This is a genomic window from Alkalibacterium subtropicum, assembly GCF_900112455.1.
GTDB lineage: Bacteria > Bacillota > Bacilli > Lactobacillales > Carnobacteriaceae_A > Alkalibacterium > Alkalibacterium subtropicum.
On the sequence record NZ_FOLT01000007.1, the window covers coordinates 70,338 to 86,898 of the forward strand.

Below are 16,561 nucleotides of genomic sequence, written 5' to 3' on the forward strand. Positions count from 1 at the left end.
TTTTATGCCTCCAATATTCTTGTGTATTCTTTTAATCGCTGCTGTTTTTCGGGTAGCTGATTGGTGATGACCGTGCATTCATCGATGTCCGCCACTTTCGAGAAGCTGACTTCATCCAGTTTAGATACATCCACGAGGACATAGGACTGATTGGACTGTCTGATCGCTTTTCGTTTGATGGCTGCTTCTTCCGTGTCCGGTGTGGTGAAGCCTTGCGTGATATCGACGCCATTCATGCCCATAAAGGCTTTAGTGAAATTGACTTCATTCAGCTGCCGTTCTGCGATCGAACCGATGATCGCTTTTGTCCGCTGTTTTATCATCCCTCCCAGCAAGATGGTCTCTATATGTTTATCCGTCAATAACGTTGCATGCGGGACGCCATTGGTCACGACGGTAATGTTTTTCCCTTCAAGATACGGGATCATGGCATACGTCGTGGTGCCGGCGTCCAGATAGATCACGTCAAAGTCATCGATCAGAGAAGCAGCCAGTTGAGCGACTTTTTCTTTTTCCTGCATGAATTTGACCGTTTTTTCATCCATCGTTGGTTCATCCACGGGCCTGCGTTTTTTTCTGGCGCCGCCGTGTATACGGACGAGCTTTCCCAGATCTTCAAGTGTGGTCAAGTCACGCCTTATGGTCGACTCTGAATGACCCAGCTGTTCCACCAGCTCCTGTACCGTCAGTGTATTCTTCTGTTCAAGCTGCTCGATAATAAACGAATGTCTCTCGTCTGTAAGCACTTTCTTCACCTCTTCAACTGAATTTTAACATGTTCGCTCATATAAAACAATCATTTTCAATCTAAAACGTTCAAAAACATCCAAAGTGTCGATCAGCGGCGGTGGTTTTCCTCCTTCTAAATAAAAAAGACCCCCGATACAGCTGAACTGCTGCATCAGAGATCTTTTCGCTTCTATTCGAATCAGGTATTAAAAGAACAGGACACCCAGCGCCATGAGGATACATGTCACCACAAAGATGATGCCGATCAGTTTGGCGGTAAACTTCCACCAGGTGGTCAGTTCGACCCCGGCGATAGCCAAAGCACCCATGACGACACCAGAAGTCGGTGTGATCAGGTTGACGATACCACTGGCTGACTGGAAGGCCGTAACGACGATATGTTCGGCAACGCCAACGAATGTCCCCAAAGGTCCCATGATCCCCATCGTCGCAGAAGCAAGTCCGGATGTTGAAGGAATCAGGAAGGACAACGGAATATAGAAGATATATGTCAGCACTGAGAAGACAACTGGCGATAAGCCGGATAGGGTTTCTTCACCGAAGTGCAGAATGGTCGCCGTGATCATGCCTTCATTCATGATGACCTGGATCCCGCGGGCAAGCGCCACGATCAGGGCAACACTCAAGAGGTCTTTCGCGCCATTGACAAAGCCTGAAACGATATCTTCTTCAGGCACTCTGTAGACGATCCCGATGATGATAGCCATCGCAAGGAAAAGCATCGTGATCTCAACGAAATACCAGTCGCCCAGAGGAACCATCTGCTGACCAAGGACCGTTCCGATGAGTGGAAGTCCCATCAGCCAGGTGTTCAAGTTTTCGAATAATGTCCAGTCCTCATTGAGCAGGGTCCATGGAATAAGCCCCAGGACCATCAACAGGAAAGTCAAGCCAAAGAGGAAAATAACTATTTTCTGTCTGGTATTCATTTTATCATGGGTATCTTTTGTCTTGAATTTCTTTTTGTTTTCTTCATAGTCTTCTGCGACCATCGAATTTTCTCTGTCTTTCTGAACTTTCGTAGCGTAACGGTAGACATAAGCGACTGCTATGACGTACATCACCACGAAGAAGACCAGACGCAGAACGATCCCGTTACCCGGGCTGATGCCTAACGCCTGTGAGGCCACCCCTGTAGCGAACGGGTTGACGGTCGACGCGAGCACCCCGACCCCGGCACCAAGAAGGACCACAGATACAGCGACCAGCATATCGAAGCCGACAGCGATCATGACGGGAATGATCAACGGGTAAAAGGCCAGTGTTTCTTCCGCCATCCCGTATGTCGTTCCACCTAAAGCGAAAATGAACATCAGGATAGGAATCAGCATTTTTTCGCGGCCTTTATTGGCGCTGACGACTTGAGCGATCGCCGTATCTAGGGCACCCGTCTTATCGACGACGCCCAAGAACCCACCGACGACTAAAATGAACAGCGAGACTTCGATCGCACCCGGCGTTGTATCAGTCCCCAGCATCCCTTTCACAGGAGCCATGAATACATCCCACAGTCCCTGAGGCTGCTGATCAGTGTAGGCAAAGGTGCCGGCAATGATCTCGCCTGCTTCATTCACCTCATACGTACCTGCCGGAACGAACCAGGTGAGGATGGACATGATCACAATGATGATAAATAGTATGGTAAACGATGATGGCAAGGATAGCAATCTATCTTTGATTTTATTTTCTGACATATTAAACCCTCCAACTCATTATTTTGATTCTTTAACGCGTGATTATCGTACCACCACTCTCTGAAATCGCTGCCTGAATATTTTCAAGAGAAGTGATGATCGCCTTCCCTTTTGGATTCCCTTCAACGAATTTGATGGCTGCTTCCACTTTCGGAAGCATGCTGCCTGCAGCAAACTGCTTCTCATCGACATATTTTTTCATGTCATCCACGGTCACTTCGCTCAATACTTTTTCATCTGGGGTATGATAATTGATCATGACGTTGTCTACACCAGTTAAAATGACCAGCAGATCAGCCTCTATATTGACAGCCAGTGTTTCTGAGGCAAAATCCTTATCGATCACAGCCTCCACACCGACATACTCATCATTTTGTTTGACGACCGGTACTCCCCCGCCGCCGACAGTGATCGGGATGATATCGTTCTCGATCAGTGTTTTGATGACTTTGACTTCTTTTATATCGACAGGTTTTGGAGAAGGCACGACTTTCCGCCATCCACGACCGGCATCCTCGATAAATTTCGCGCCTGTTTCTTCCATCTGTTGTTCAGCTTCCTCTTTAGTCAGGAAGGGGCCGACGGGTTTTGAAGGGCTTTCAAAAGCAGGATCGTCTTTTGAGACCACGACCTGGGTCACGATAGATGCCACTTCTTTGTCCAGACCTTTGGCTTTCAGCGCCTTGGACATGGCTGACTGGAGCCAGTAGCCGATACTGCCCTGCGTCATCGCCACACATGTATCCAGAGGCATGGCCGGATTCTTTTCACTGTGGGCGGCTTCCTGCTGCAGGAGAAGATTGCCGACTTGCGGACCGTTCCCGTGTGAAATAGCGATCGCATCCCCGTTTTCGACAAACTGGACGAGATACTCAGCTGTGTGCTCCAAGGCTTTCTGCTGAGCTTTAGCGGAAGAATCATTCGTTAAAATAGCATTGCCGCCTAAAGCGACGACGATTTTTCGTTTTGACAATAGGATCACTCTCTTTCATCGATTAGTTTATAGGCAAATAAACTGACCGGACTGCCCAGCCAGTTTATTCGATTGTTTTAAACGCGTGGAATGAATAAATCACCTAAGGTTGCGGCCATGATGGCTTTAATAGAGTGCATGCGGTTTTCTGCCTGATCGAACTGGCGGGCATGCTTGCTTCGGAAAGCTTCATCGGTGACTTCCATTTCGACTTCACCGAATTCTTTTTCGACCATTTTTCCGTATTCTGTCTCGGTATCATGGAAAGCTGGCAGGCAGTGCAGGAGGATGGTTTCCTCTTTGCCTGTGGCCTTGATCATATCCATATTGATCTGATACGGTTTCAGCAGATTGACGCGTTCTTCGAATTTGTCTTCTTCACCCATGGATACCCATACGTCCGCATAAAGGGCATCGGCACCTTTAACGCCTTCTTTCACATCATCCGTGATCAATACGCGGCTGCCGGACTTCTCGGCATATTCTTTAGCCAGGTCGACGAGTGCTTCATCAGGGAAGAGGGATTCAGGCGAGACGATATGAACGTTTACCCCTAATATAGCGCCTGTGATCAGCAGACTGTTGGCGACGTTGTTACGGCCATCTCCTGTATAAGCCAGAGTCAGCCCTTCCAGTTTCCCGAAGTTTTCCTTCAGTGTCAAATAGTCCGCGATCATCTGAGTTGGGTGCCACTCGTCTGTCAGACCGTTCCAGACCGGTACCCCCGAGTGTTCAGCGAGCAGTTCCACGTTTTCCTGTTTGAATCCGCGGAACTCGATGCCGTCGAACATGCGTCCCAGTACTTTGGCGGTGTCTTCGACCGATTCTTTCTTGCCGATCTGGATATCGTTTTTACCTAAATATTCCGGATGTGCTCCCAGGTCGATAGAAGCAACGGTAAAGGATGAACGGGTACGGGTTGAGGCTTTTTCAAACAGCAGGGCAATGTTTTTCCCTTCCAAGTAACGATGCGGAATGCCCTTTTCCTTCATTTCTTTCAGGTGAGCGGAAAAGTCGATCAAATACTCTAGCTCTTCTTTAGTAAAATCTTTTTCCTTTAATAAGCTGCGTCCTTGAAATACATTTTGCATAATGTTTCCTCCTAATAGTTTTATAATTTTTTAGTTTAGATCTTTTCTCACCAGCGGCATGCTCATGCAGCGCGGGCCGCCACGACCTCGGGACAATTCACTTGATTCGACCTCGATGACTTTGACGCCTTTTTCTCTCAGTAAAGCATTGGAGACATAGTTGCGGTCATACGTGACCACGACACCAGGGGCAATAGCCAGGGTATTCGACCCATCATTCCACTGTTCTCTCGGCGCTGCAATAGCATCACCGCCGCCGCACTGGATCAGTTCGATGTCCTCTACGCCCAGCGCATTTTTCAATACCTCACTTAGATCCGTTTCGTGCGTGATCTTGACCTTTCCAGGCTGATCTGATTGTTCCAGGATGTAGGTATCGATCGAGCCGTCAAGCTCCAGGATGCCCGGATGGATCGTGAATTTATTATGGTCGATCATAGTGAAGACGGTATCCAGATGCATCATGGCGCGCACATTCGGAATCTTGATGGCCAGCACTTTTTCGAACGAGGCACCTCGCTCAAACAGCTCAATGGCCAGGTCTTCGACTGCTTTTGCTTCTGTTCGCTGAGAAATACCGACAGCCAGAACTTTGTCGGTTAAGACGAGTTCGTCTCCGCCTTCCATATGCGTCGTCACATTGCGGTCCCGCCAGATCTCTGTGCCGCCGTCTTTGAACCGTGGGTGATGTTTCATGATCGTTTCAAGGAACAAGGTTTCACGCTTACGTGCCTGATAGGTCATGTTGTTGATGGTCATGCCGTTACCCATTGATGCACCGGGATCCCGTGTAAAGTAGAGGTTAGGCATAGGGTCCATGTAAAACGGATACTGATGGCGGTCACTGATATCGGCCAGATGATTGGAGTCCACCTCCACTTCATTCTTGCGTACACCTGCCATGATTTTCTCGACCATGTCCAGTGTTTCCATAGAAAGCAGATAGTCTTTTAGTGCTTTATATACATTTTTGGAAGAAATACCGGATTCATTCAGCATCGTTTCCACAAAGGATTCTTTCGTGTCGGATGCATCGATAGCTTCAGCCGACAATTTTTCAAGGTATAAAACTTCTACCCCGTTTTCTCTCAATGTTTCAGCAAACTTGTCATGTTCTTTTTGAATAACGGGCAAATGTGGAATGTCATCGAAAAGCAGGCGTTCCATAATGTCAGGGGTCAGATTCTCGATTTCTCTCCCCGGACGCTTCAAAAGGACGGTCTGCAGTTCACCGATTTCTGAAAAGACGTGAATTGACTTCTTATTCGTTTCCATTTCATTCTCTCCTGTCTCTAAAGATGTACTTTCTGATGCAGTCGTTGACTTCACTCTTGTTCCTCCTTATTCGCTTTGATAAGCATATGATAACACTTACAAAGCGCCTTGTTAAGCTTTTGGTAACGCTTCCCAAGCGTGTGGGCATGGGGGTTACGTATAATAATTAAAATAATGTATAATTAATGGGTCATCATGGCAACTGTCTTGTATAATGATGAAAAATATACAAAAATTATTAATTTTAAATAATTGCTAATAAGTTTATTAAAAAAATCACAATTTTTCATCCGCTGTACGTTCGAGGCTGACTAAACCCTATAGGGTCGCTATCGATAAGACGCCCTGATCGATATAACGATTGTTTCTCTCCCTTTTCTTCTTGTGATTTTCACCTCTTATATCTTACCTTGCATAACTATAAATCTCAATTAATATGGTCCGGGGACCTTTTGACCTCGCCAGGTACGATCAGAAGCCGTTTTTAACTTTCAGTGATTAGTTGTTTACATTAACATTAAAATTTGATAAGCTAAAAAACATAAAGTTAATAATTAAATGACTGGATGAGGCGCAAAAATCATGAGTACTCACTTTTTATGGACCTGTAAGTCCGAAGCTGAGAAAAGGGAAATTTGCCGAAATGGTCTGTTTGTTACAGAGAACAGACTGTTGGGTTGCATATGAATAATATGCAGACTGCCGTAAAGCTTAGGCTTGACGGAGTGCTTCCGCTTGTGACGATATCTTTTTGCGGACAAGCCGGCATTCCCGGCTTGTTTTTTGTTTATCACCAACCTTCTCCCCAATCACTTAAAGAAAAGGAGTCGCTATGAAACGAAGTGTTTTAAAATTTGGAGGATCAAGTGTGGCAGATTTCATGAAAATCAAAGAGATCGCCGGCTACCTCAAATCACGTATCGAACAGGACGAACAGCTGATCGTTGTCGTATCCGCTATGGGAAAAACGACGGATGACCTGCTGGCCTCTGTGAGCCACCTGACAGCTGACCCCAACGACATGGACCTGGCCATGCTGCTCAATACAGGTGAACAGCAGACGATCTCCTTCTTGTCGCTCGCTTTGAACGATATGAACGTCCGGGCCAAACCGCTGACCGGCTATCAGGCCGGCATCGAAACGACAGGTAAACATCTGAAAAGCAAAATCTCTTCCATCAAAACGGATTTCCTGGAGGAACTGTTTGATTCACACGATCTGCTTATTGTCGCCGGTTTTCAGGGCTTCAACAAAGCCGGTGAACTGACGACCCTCGGCCGGGGGGGTTCAGATACGACAGCAGTGGCCATCGCTTCCGCCTTGGACTGCCCGTGTGAGATCTATACCGACGTCACTGGGGTATTCAGTACAGATCCGCGAATCTTCCCTGAGGCCAAACGCTGGGAAAAAATCTCGTTTGAGGAAATGATGGAAATGTCTGCGCTGGGCGCAGGTGTGCTTGAAACGCGCAGCGTCGAACTGGCTAATAATCATAATATCCCGCTTTACTTAGGGAAAACATTATCGAAAGAGAAAGGAACATGGATCGTGCCCAATGATCAAATGCTCGAACGCAAAGCTGTCACGGGAGTCGCTCTAGATAAAGAGATGGCTCACGTCACGATTACCTATCCCCTGGAAACCAAGACGTTTCTGACCGATTTATTCATCAAACTGGAAGAAGCTGAAATCAATATCGATATGATTTCACAGATCCAGAACCAGGATGGCCTGCAGCTGTCTTTTACCTTTAAAGAATCGGAAGAACGCGAACTGAACCAGCTTTTCGATGCTTTAAAAGAGTCTTATACCAATCTTTACGTTAAAATAGAAACCACTTACTGCAAGCTGTCGGTCATTGGTGCCGGGATGCGCGACATGACCGGTGTCGCATCCAAGATTTTCAAGACGCTGCTGGCCTCAGACATCCCTTTTTATCAGGTCACGACCTCTGAAATCAGTGTCTCCTATGTAGTGGATGAGCAAAACGGTGAGAAAGCTACCCGTCTTCTGTGCCAGGCCTTCAATCTATAATACTATTGAAAAAAGAAAGGACGATTTCATGACAAACATTGCCGTAGTCGGTGCCACAGGTCTTGTGGGGAACACCATGCTGGAAATACTGGATTTGAAAAACATCCCCTATTCCTCCCTGACTCTTTTTTCTTCTGCCCGCTCAGCAGGCAAAGAAGTGACACTTAAAGGAAAGACATATGTGGTTGAAGAACTGACAGAGGAAAAAACAGATGGCGGGTTTGACTATGTCCTGATGTCCGCCGGTGGGGAGACCAGTCTGCACTTCGCCCCTCTATTTGAACAGGCTGGAGCTGTCGTCATCGACAATTCAAGTGCCTGGCGCATGGATCAGGCGATCGACCTGGTCGTTCCGGAAGTCAACAAACCAAGCCTCAAGCGTCACATCATAGCCAATCCGAACTGCTCGACCATCCAGTCCGTCGTTCCCTTGAAACCTCTGGCTGATGCCTTTGGTGTCCGGCGCGTGGCCTACACGACGTATCAGTCTGTGTCCGGCTCCGGCTGGAAAGGCATTGAGGACCTGGAGAGGGGCGAACGCGGTGAAGCGGCGGTGAATTACCCTAAACCGATCTATCATAATGTGATTCCTCAAATCGATGTCTTTTTAGACAACGGCTATACGAAAGAAGAAGAAAAAATGATCAGGGAGACACAGAAGATCTTGAACGATGCATCCATTGACGTGACCGCGACCTGCGTGCGCGTCCCTGTGCCGCACGCCCATGCGGTGGCCATCAATGTGACTCTGAAGGCAGAACCGTCTGTCGAAGATCTGAGAACGGCCTTAGCCGGCTTCCCTTCTATTGTGCTGATGGACGATCCTGCTCAAAACCTTTACCCGACACCGCTGGATGCAGCAGGTCAAGAGGGTGTCTTCGTTGGTCGGATCCGAAAAGACAACAGCCTGAAGAACACTTATCATTTATGGTCAGTCAGTGACAACATCCTGAAAGGTGCCGCCCTGAATGCTGTCCAGATACTTGAAGAACTCCTATCACGAAAGGAAGATCAGCAATGACACGATTATTCACCGGAGCAGCAGCTGCTGTCACCACCCCCTTCATACAAGGAAATGTTGATTATGACAGCTTCAAAAATCATCTGATTTATTTGAAAAAGAACCGCATCCAGGCCTTCGTCATCAACGGGACGACCGGCGAAAGTTCCACGCTGACAAAGAAAGAGAAAGCGACCCTGTTATCTATCGCGATCGATGTGGCAGACGGCGACATCCCGGTCATTGCCGGAACGGGTTCGAACAACACGGCAGATGCCATCGCGCATTCACAGGAAGCGGAAAAGCTGGGCGTCGATGCCCTTTTAGTCATCACACCTTACTACAATAAGACCAGTCAGAAAGGCCTGCTGGCTCACTTTACAGCGATCGCTGAAGCTGTCACCATTCCGATCATATTATACGACGTGCCTGCCCGCACAGGCATGACCATCGCTCCGGAAACACTGGAAGTGCTGGCTCTAAAGCAGCCGAACATCGTCGGTCTGAAAGATGCGACCGGTGATCTTGCCCATCTGAATCGTCTGCAGTATGTCGTAGACGACAGTTTTTCCTTTTACAGCGGTAACGATGATCTGGCCCTGCCTTTCTATGCACTTGGCGGACATGGTCTGATCTCCGTACTGGCCAATGCCCTGCCGAAAGAATACCAGGAGATGTATGAAGCCGCTCAAAAATATCCGAAAAAAGCTGCTGAGATCAGTCACCGTCTTTTCCCCTTAGTGGATGCTCTGGGCGTGGACGTCAATCCGATCCCGATCAAAGTCTTGACCAGTCACTTAGGGTTCGGCGATTATTCTCTGCGTCTGCCTTTAGTGCCCCTGGAATCTGCCGCTCAGGATGTCCTTACTGAACTTTTCGATCACACAAGAAAGGATGATTGAGATGAAGCTATTGCTTGTCGGATACGGTGCAATGAATAAACGCGTCGCCAAACTGGCTGAAGCGAACGGTCACGAGATCGTCGGCGCGCTTTCACCGACTGAAGAAAACGACTGTCCTCATCCACTTTTTGATTCTGTAAATGAAGGCTTGCCTGAAGCAGATTGTCTGATCGACTTTTCACACCCCACGCTGACAAAGGAGGTGCTGACTTCTGACCTTAATATTCCGATGGTCATCGCCACCACCGGTGAAAAAGAGACCCTGCTTGAACTGATGGATAAAAAAGCGGAAACGGCCCCGGTCTTTTTCAGTGCCAACATGAGCTACGGCGTCCATATCGTGACCCAGCTTCTTGAAACGATCGCTCCTTTGATGGATGACTACGATATCGAGATGATCGAAAAACATCATAATCAGAAGATCGATGCCCCAAGCGGCACACTGATCAAGCTTCTGGACGCCATCAAAGACAAGGCCCGGCCCGATGCCAGAGAAGTCTATGACCGCAGTCAGTTATCTGAAAAACGCGATAAACAAGAGATCGGTATTTCCACTATCCGCGGCGGTACGATCGTGGGCGAACATGAAGTTCTGTTTGCCGGACACGATGAAGTCATCTCCGTGAAACACTCGGCCCAGTCGAAGGACATTTTTGCCCGCGGGGCCTTAAAAGTAGCAGAAAAGTTAGTCAACAAAGAAAATGGATTTTATACGTATAATAATTTAGGAGTGTAGAATATGCAGACATTTAACCCGGAAGAAATCATTGAATATATCAGCCGCTCAGAAAAAACGACCCCTTTAAAGATCTACATCAACACGACCCTTAAGCAAGACGCTTTCCCCGAGACCTTTAAAGTCTTTGGATCAGAAGGCAGCTATACGATTTTTGCCGATCTGAAAGAATGGCGCCCTTTTTATGACGATAACAATGAGAAAATCAGTGCGCTTGAAATCGAACAGGACAGACGTCATTCCGCTATCCCGCTTTTAGATACGTCAAAAGTGGATGCACGGATCGAACCGGGTTCATTTATCCGTGACCACGCCACGATCGGCAAAAACGCTGTCGTCATGATGGGCGCAGTGATCAATATCGGTGCTGTCGTCGGCGAAGGGACCATGATCGACATGGGTGCCGTTTTAGGTGGCCGCGCAACGACCGGTAAAAACGTCCATGTGGGAGCCGGTGCTGTCCTTTCCGGTGTCATCGAACCCGCCAGCGCCACCCCTGTCATTATCGAAGACAACGTCCTGATCGGGGCGAATGCCGTGATCCTGGAAGGCGTCCGTGTCGGCAAAGGCTCGGTCGTCGCAGCAGGCGCCATCGTCACAGAAGATGTCCCGGCAGATACGGTCGTTGCCGGCGTCCCTGCCCGTAAAATCAAGAACACGTCCGATGTGGCTTCTGAAAAAGTCGCCATCATCTCGGCATTAAGGGAACTTGATTCCTAAGGCGCTAACGACCCGACACTTATCCCGATCATCACTTACAGGAGGAATGTATGGATCACATACCAGAAACCTTAACACAACACCGAAGAAACCTGCACCAGATCCCGGAACTGTCTTTTCATGAATATAAAACGACGGACTACATCAGAACCACGTTAGATGACTTGTCGATTCCTTATTTCACCCCTTTGGATACCGCAACCGTCGTCTTCTTTGAAGGCCGTACCGTTTCAAAAGAAACGATCGGTTTTCGGGCGGACATCGATGCCCTGCCTATTCAGGAAGAAACAGAAGTGCCATTCAAATCTCAGCACGACGGCGCCATGCATGCCTGCGGCCACGACGGTCACACGTCCATACTGCTGACTTTCGCCGAATGGTGCAAGGAAAAACAGGACGAGGGAAAGCTCGAGAAAAATATCCTGCTTATCTTTCAGCCATCTGAAGAATCCAATGCCGGTGCCGATGCACTGATCCGTGCGTTTCCTTTTGAAGACTATCAGGTCAAGGAAATCTACGGCCTGCATTTAGGCCCGGATATCCCTGAGCACACGCTGGCCACCAAACCAGGCTTTCTGATGGCGAGCGCGACTGAATACCGCATCAACGTCAAGGGTCTGTCTGCTCATGTGGCACAGAAAGAAAAAGGACACAGTGCGCTCGGAGCGGTGACGCACATCGCGACCCAGCTCGGTCAGGTCCAGCAGTACTTTTTAAACGGCCTGCACCAGAATATCCTGCATATCGGGAAACTCCATGCCGGCGAAGCCATCAATACGGTGGCCACAGACGGTCACATCCAGGGAACGATCCGGACCTATGTACCAGAGGATCTCATACACATCCAGGAGAAAATGGAAACTATCGTAGCCGGTACCGATGCCCTTTTTGGAACGGAAACGACGCTCGACTTTGCCAAAGGCTATCCGGCTGTTTATAACGATGAGTCCCTGATGGATACCGTCCAGGCAGGGGCTGACCAGGCCGGCTTGACGCTCGAGCTGCTGGCTGTCCCCTATCTGTTCGGGGAAGACTTTTCCTTTTATTCCTCCATCGCCAAAACGAACTTTGCCTTCTTAGGTGTCCGCAATGAAGAAAAAGGCTATATCCACGGCCTGCATACCGCTTTGTTCAACTTCGATGAAAAGATTTTGCTTAACGGTGTGAAATATTATCAGGCGATTGCCTCTACGCTGGGACTGATTAGATGACCGCACGCTTAATACTGAACACCGAACGACTGACCCGGCAAGCGCGCCGTTTCCAGTCGCAGGTCGACACCATCGCTATCGTTAAAAATGACGGCTATAACCACGGCCTGAAAACGGTCTTTGAGGCCTTTTATGCCGGTGGTATCCGATCATTCGCTACGACGAGCCTGGCAGAGGCCATCCAGCTGAGAGAATGGGACCGGGATATTTTTATCCTGCTGCTCGATCCGGGTGCCGACTTTGACCAGATCAGGACGTATAACCTAACCTTGACCGTTTCCTCGATGGATTTCTACAAGAAATACAGAGAAGAACTGAAAGACATCGCTATCCAGCTGGTTTATCGCAATGATCTTAACCGGCTGGGCTTTACGTCGAGCGAACAGATGAAACAGATCCTGGACGATCCGGACATGAACGTCACTGGCTTGTGGACGCATTTTGCCTCAGCTGATGACTTCGGAGTCGACCGCTATGAGAAGGAAGTCAAGAACTGGCAGACCGTATTGGAGGAATTAAAAGCTTATCTCCCGGATATGACCTATATCCACGCCCAGAACAGCTCTTCCTATCTGCGTGACGACCTGCTTCCTTACCACACCCATATTCGCGGTGGCGTGATCTTATATGGGACGCGTCCTTACTACGACGGCCTGGACACTTCTATCGCTGAACAAGCAGTCAGCATCGAAGCCAGTGTGATCGAGTTGACTCCTGTAAAAGCCGGCCGATCGATAGGCTATTCTGCAGACTACCTGACCGAGAAGGACATTACAGTCGCAGTCTGCGATATCGGTTATGGGAACGGTCTGCTGAAAGGACGCAAAGCCTTCCCCGTTAAGATCAATGAGAAGGCATATCCTATCCGCGTCATGATGATGAGCCATATTCTTGTCGAAGTCGACGAAGATGTTGAGATCGGCGATACAGTGACGCTTTATGATGATGATCTGCGCTTTGACTGGTTCACCAAAAACGGCATCGGCTCGTTTTCTCAGCAGATGTCCAGTCTCAATAAACAAACGTTTGAGGTCGTCTTAACTTAATAGAAAGCATTCGAAGCTGGGACAATAGTCTCAGCTTTTTTCTTATGTGTCCAACTCTTCGATTCGTAATCCTGAGACAACCAGAAGCTTCTCAAGCGATGTTGAGTTTCAAATTTTTAATATCAGGCTATTACGACATAAATTTCACTGGTGGGCTACGAAAAGTTGGTCTAATGTCGGTATGGCGACCAGTTTAGATCACTGTTTCATTTAAAGCTGATGGAAATCAGTCAGGGTATCACCTTCCCTAAGAATTCCTTGATAAGTTCGATAAATTATTATGAACGCCCGTTTATGCAGCGTAAAGATAATAGAAAGACGCCATCCTAGTCTATCGTGACTACACGGAATGACATATCCTTATAAAGGCCGTGGAGGTTGGGGATGACCCCAACCTCTTCATCAAAAAGACATGACAGACGAGTTTGCATACTCACCTTTTTCACCGAATATAAAAATCGTCTCATAAACAACTTCAGTTTGTGAAATAATTGTTTAAAGGGATTAAAACATGTGGTAAACTAGCCGTAGTAATTAAATCGTTTACACTAAAAACAAATTATCAGTAAGTCATTTTTTTGTGAAAAATAGAAAGGACTGATCCTGTGGTTTTAGCCAGCAGTTTTCTGCTTTTTGTCTTCTTCGCTTTTTATATCCTCTATTCAATGATCCAGGGAAATATCGGGATCATGAATACCGCTTCCCTAACGATTTTAGGAATAGCGGCATTGTTCCTTGCCAAACAGTTAGGCAGGGAATGGCAGTCTGTAAAGAGTGATCTGAGACAGCCCATGCAGTTAAAACAAACGAAAAATATTTACACCTTAGCTGCTCTCGTCACTGGAGCTTACGTGACCTTTTTTCTAAACCATCAATGGGGATTAGGTGGTGTGCTGGCATCTGCCGGTGTCGGCTTAGCCGGGGCTTATCTATTTAAAAAGTACGCCGTCGCTATCTACTGCGGTTCCTTTGTGGGCATGGCCTGCAACATCGTTTTTTCAAACCCCTGGTCATTTCTGCTGGCCAGTCTGCTTGCGGGCGTAATCTTTATACTGGCCCAGGATCTGTTCAAAGGATTTGGAGGGAAACTGGGATTCATGGCTTTCTGCGGAACAGTTTTGGCATCCGTCCTGTTCCGGTCGCCTTTAAGAACCTTAGAACCTTTGTCTTCTGATTTATATATGCCGTTACTTTTCATCATCATAGCAGCAGGCATGGCGACCTATTTCCTGCAGGACAAGTTTTCTTTTAGTCCCGTGACGGCCTCAGCCCTTGTCGGTTTGATCATCGCTGTGCTTTCGCCGGACCCCGGACATATTCTGGTCGTTGCCGCTTTTTGCGCAACCTTTGCCGGAATGGTTTCCAAAGAACGCGCAAAAAACTATCCGGAAATGTTCTTTCTGACACTCCTGACCGCTATCCTTTTTATCGCCGTCGCATCACTTTTTGACGGTTCAGGCGGAAAACTCGGAGCCACCGCTTTCCTGGCAACCGTTTCGGGGCGTGGCCTGCTGGACACACTTAACTGGGTGAAAACGAGTCACATCAAACCCCAGCAGCAATCCATCGATAAGTAAAAAAGAGACTCCTTTGCATTCTGCCCCAAAAAAGTCAGACTTGAAACTTCTGAGTTTTTGGGGCAGCTCATTAAGGAGTCTTTTCATATTAGTTTTTAACTAATTGTGACAAACGGAACCTCTTACAATCGCTGAGTTACTACATAAGAAAAAGATTCTACAAGCTCAGCCGGCTCATTGCTCCGAGCAGGCTCTTTTCACCTCTGCTTGCTCCTGCTCAGATTACTGTTCCTAGCGGGATGACCCTAAAACGGCTTTATTCCGACCGCTCCGACCTCCCACACAACTGAGCAGACTATAAAAGGACCGTTTGCTTTCTACTCAGATAAATAGCCCCGCTGACTTGGCGCAACATGAGCAGTTTAGGACTCAGTCAGCCACGAATCAAAAGCGGGCAGGCACAACTGACCGCTTTATCTATCCATTCAAGGTAATAAGAACTACGGGCTGGTTTAACTTCGTCACTCCCCAGAAAAACTATCGCTAAAAAACAAAAAAGAAGGACAGTCTCCAGGGAGACTGTCCTTTCCAATTTCAATTAAATTTATTATCGCGTTTAACCGAACTGTGCAGTCAAAGGTGGCACGACTTGTTTCTTTCTGGAAACGACTCCTTCAAGCATGAGGGTATCGTCGATCAACTCTTTATTGAAGGCTTGAGCAACCTGCGCTTTTTCTTTACCATAGACAATGGCTACAGAATTGCTGTTCAGTACATCCGTCGTTACAAGGACAAATAAATCAATATCGTTGTTTTCGGATTGAGCAGCCATTTCATCGAGCAGTTCCTGTTTGCGGTCCAGGATCTCATCCACGTCCACTACGTTCACCTGGCCGATACGTACGGTCAAACCGCCCATTGGGAAGTTCTTCGCATCATCATTCAAGATCATGTCGGCATTTTTACTTGATGTATCCGTACCGGCTTTCAGCAATTCTTTTCCGTAAGCTTCCAATTCCACTCCGGCGATCTCCGCTAATTCTTTTGCCGCTTTTTCATCTTCTTCCGTACATGTCGGTGATTTCAACAATAACGTATCTGAGATGATCGCTGAAAGCATCAATCCGGCGATGTGTTTAGGAATACCGACATTGTTTTCCTTGTACATCTTCAAGATGATCGTATTGGTGCACCCTACAGGTTCAGCACGGTAAAGCAGCGGATTCGCTGTCTGGAAATTGGCGATACGGTGATGGTCGACAACGGCCAGAACTTTGACTTTATCGATATCCGGCACGCTCTGCTGGGCTTCGTTGTGATCCACAAGCATGACTTCCTGTGTCTCCTCCGCAGCAGTGGTAATGATACGGGGAGCTTCTACGCCGAACTGATCTAAAGCATACTGCGTTTCTGCTGTCGTTTTTCCTAATGCTACGGCTTCCGTCTCTTTTCCTAAGGCATTCTGCAGATGGGAAAAGGTTATCGCTGATGTGATGGCATCTGTATCCGGGCTTTGATGGCCGAAAATCAATATTTTACTCACTGTCATTCTCCTTTTAATTGCATTCTCTTCTTATAGGATATAGTAAAATCCTTCAAATTTCAATAAAT

General features: G+C 47.6%; 14 protein-coding genes and 1 riboswitch. Of the genes, 8 read left to right on the forward strand and 6 right to left on the reverse strand.

Annotated elements, in window-relative coordinates; genetic code table 11:
• Positions 1-2: 2 nt before the first annotated feature.
• The 5 genes from BM049_RS08110 to arcA form a co-directional block, all read right to left on the reverse strand.
• A complete protein-coding gene (locus BM049_RS08110; protein ID WP_091530342.1) occupies positions 3-746 on the reverse strand; it encodes a DeoR/GlpR family DNA-binding transcription regulator in 744 nt (247 codons plus the stop codon).
• A gap of 189 nt (positions 747-935) precedes the next feature.
• Positions 936-2,444 carry a YfcC family protein gene (locus tag BM049_RS08115; protein ID WP_091530345.1) on the reverse strand — a complete coding sequence of 503 codons (1,509 nt, stop codon included), beginning with the start codon at positions 2,442-2,444 and terminating at the stop codon, positions 936-938.
• Positions 2,445-2,475: 31 nt separating this feature from the next.
• Positions 2,476-3,417, reverse strand: coding sequence for a carbamate kinase (arcC, locus tag BM049_RS08120; RefSeq protein ID WP_091530348.1), 942 nt, complete (start codon positions 3,415-3,417; stop codon positions 2,476-2,478).
• 77 nt (positions 3,418-3,494) lie between these two features.
• Positions 3,495-4,508, reverse strand: coding sequence for an ornithine carbamoyltransferase (argF, locus tag BM049_RS08125; protein ID WP_091530351.1), 1,014 nt, complete (start codon positions 4,506-4,508; stop codon positions 3,495-3,497).
• Between the two features lie 30 nt (positions 4,509-4,538).
• On the reverse strand, positions 4,539-5,783 hold the full coding sequence (arcA, locus tag BM049_RS08130) for an arginine deiminase (RefSeq protein ID WP_091530413.1): 1,245 nt from the start codon (positions 5,781-5,783) through the stop codon (positions 4,539-4,541).
• Between the two features lie 558 nt (positions 5,784-6,341).
• Positions 6,342-6,522, forward strand: a riboswitch (Lysine riboswitch).
• Between the two features lie 93 nt (positions 6,523-6,615).
• On the opposite strand from arcA, the gene BM049_RS08135 reads away from it, so the two are divergent.
• The 8 genes from BM049_RS08135 to BM049_RS08170 all read left to right on the forward strand — a co-directional run bounded on the left by BM049_RS08135 (position 6,616) and on the right by BM049_RS08170 (position 15,010).
• Positions 6,616-7,818, forward strand: a complete 1,203-nt coding sequence (locus BM049_RS08135; protein ID WP_091530353.1) for an aspartate kinase — start codon at positions 6,616-6,618, stop codon at positions 7,816-7,818.
• A gap of 28 nt (positions 7,819-7,846) precedes the next feature.
• Positions 7,847-8,839 (forward strand): aspartate-semialdehyde dehydrogenase, encoded by a 993-nt coding sequence (locus BM049_RS08140; protein WP_091530356.1) that lies wholly within the window; start codon positions 7,847-7,849, stop codon positions 8,837-8,839.
• Positions 8,836-9,720: a 4-hydroxy-tetrahydrodipicolinate synthase gene (gene dapA, locus BM049_RS08145; RefSeq protein ID WP_091530359.1), complete on the forward strand. Its 885-nt coding sequence runs from the start codon at positions 8,836-8,838 to the stop codon at positions 9,718-9,720. The genes BM049_RS08140 and dapA overlap by 4 nt, the downstream gene beginning before the upstream one ends.
• Before the next feature lies 1 nt (position 9,721).
• Complete coding sequence (gene dapB / locus BM049_RS08150; protein WP_091530362.1) at positions 9,722-10,456, forward strand: 4-hydroxy-tetrahydrodipicolinate reductase; 735 nt, start codon at positions 9,722-9,724, stop codon at positions 10,454-10,456.
• Between the two features lie 3 nt (positions 10,457-10,459).
• On the forward strand, positions 10,460-11,176 hold the full coding sequence (gene dapD / locus BM049_RS08155; RefSeq protein ID WP_091530365.1) for a 2,3,4,5-tetrahydropyridine-2,6-dicarboxylate N-acetyltransferase: 717 nt from the start codon (positions 10,460-10,462) through the stop codon (positions 11,174-11,176).
• A gap of 50 nt (positions 11,177-11,226) precedes the next feature.
• Positions 11,227-12,387 (forward strand): M20 metallopeptidase family protein, encoded by a 1,161-nt coding sequence (locus tag BM049_RS08160; RefSeq protein ID WP_091530368.1) that lies wholly within the window; start codon positions 11,227-11,229, stop codon positions 12,385-12,387.
• On the forward strand, positions 12,384-13,433 hold the full coding sequence (locus tag BM049_RS08165) for an alanine racemase (RefSeq protein ID WP_091530370.1): 1,050 nt from the start codon (positions 12,384-12,386) through the stop codon (positions 13,431-13,433). The genes BM049_RS08160 and BM049_RS08165 overlap by 4 nt, the downstream gene beginning before the upstream one ends.
• 605 nt (positions 13,434-14,038) lie before the next feature.
• Positions 14,039-15,010, forward strand: coding sequence for a hypothetical protein (locus BM049_RS08170; RefSeq protein WP_091530373.1), 972 nt, complete (start codon positions 14,039-14,041; stop codon positions 15,008-15,010).
• 556 nt (positions 15,011-15,566) lie between these two features.
• Here the strand turns inward: BM049_RS08170 and BM049_RS08175 are convergent.
• On the reverse strand, positions 15,567-16,493 hold the full coding sequence (locus tag BM049_RS08175; RefSeq protein ID WP_091530376.1) for a manganese-dependent inorganic pyrophosphatase: 927 nt from the start codon (positions 16,491-16,493) through the stop codon (positions 15,567-15,569).
• Between the last annotated feature and the right edge of the window lie 68 nt (positions 16,494-16,561).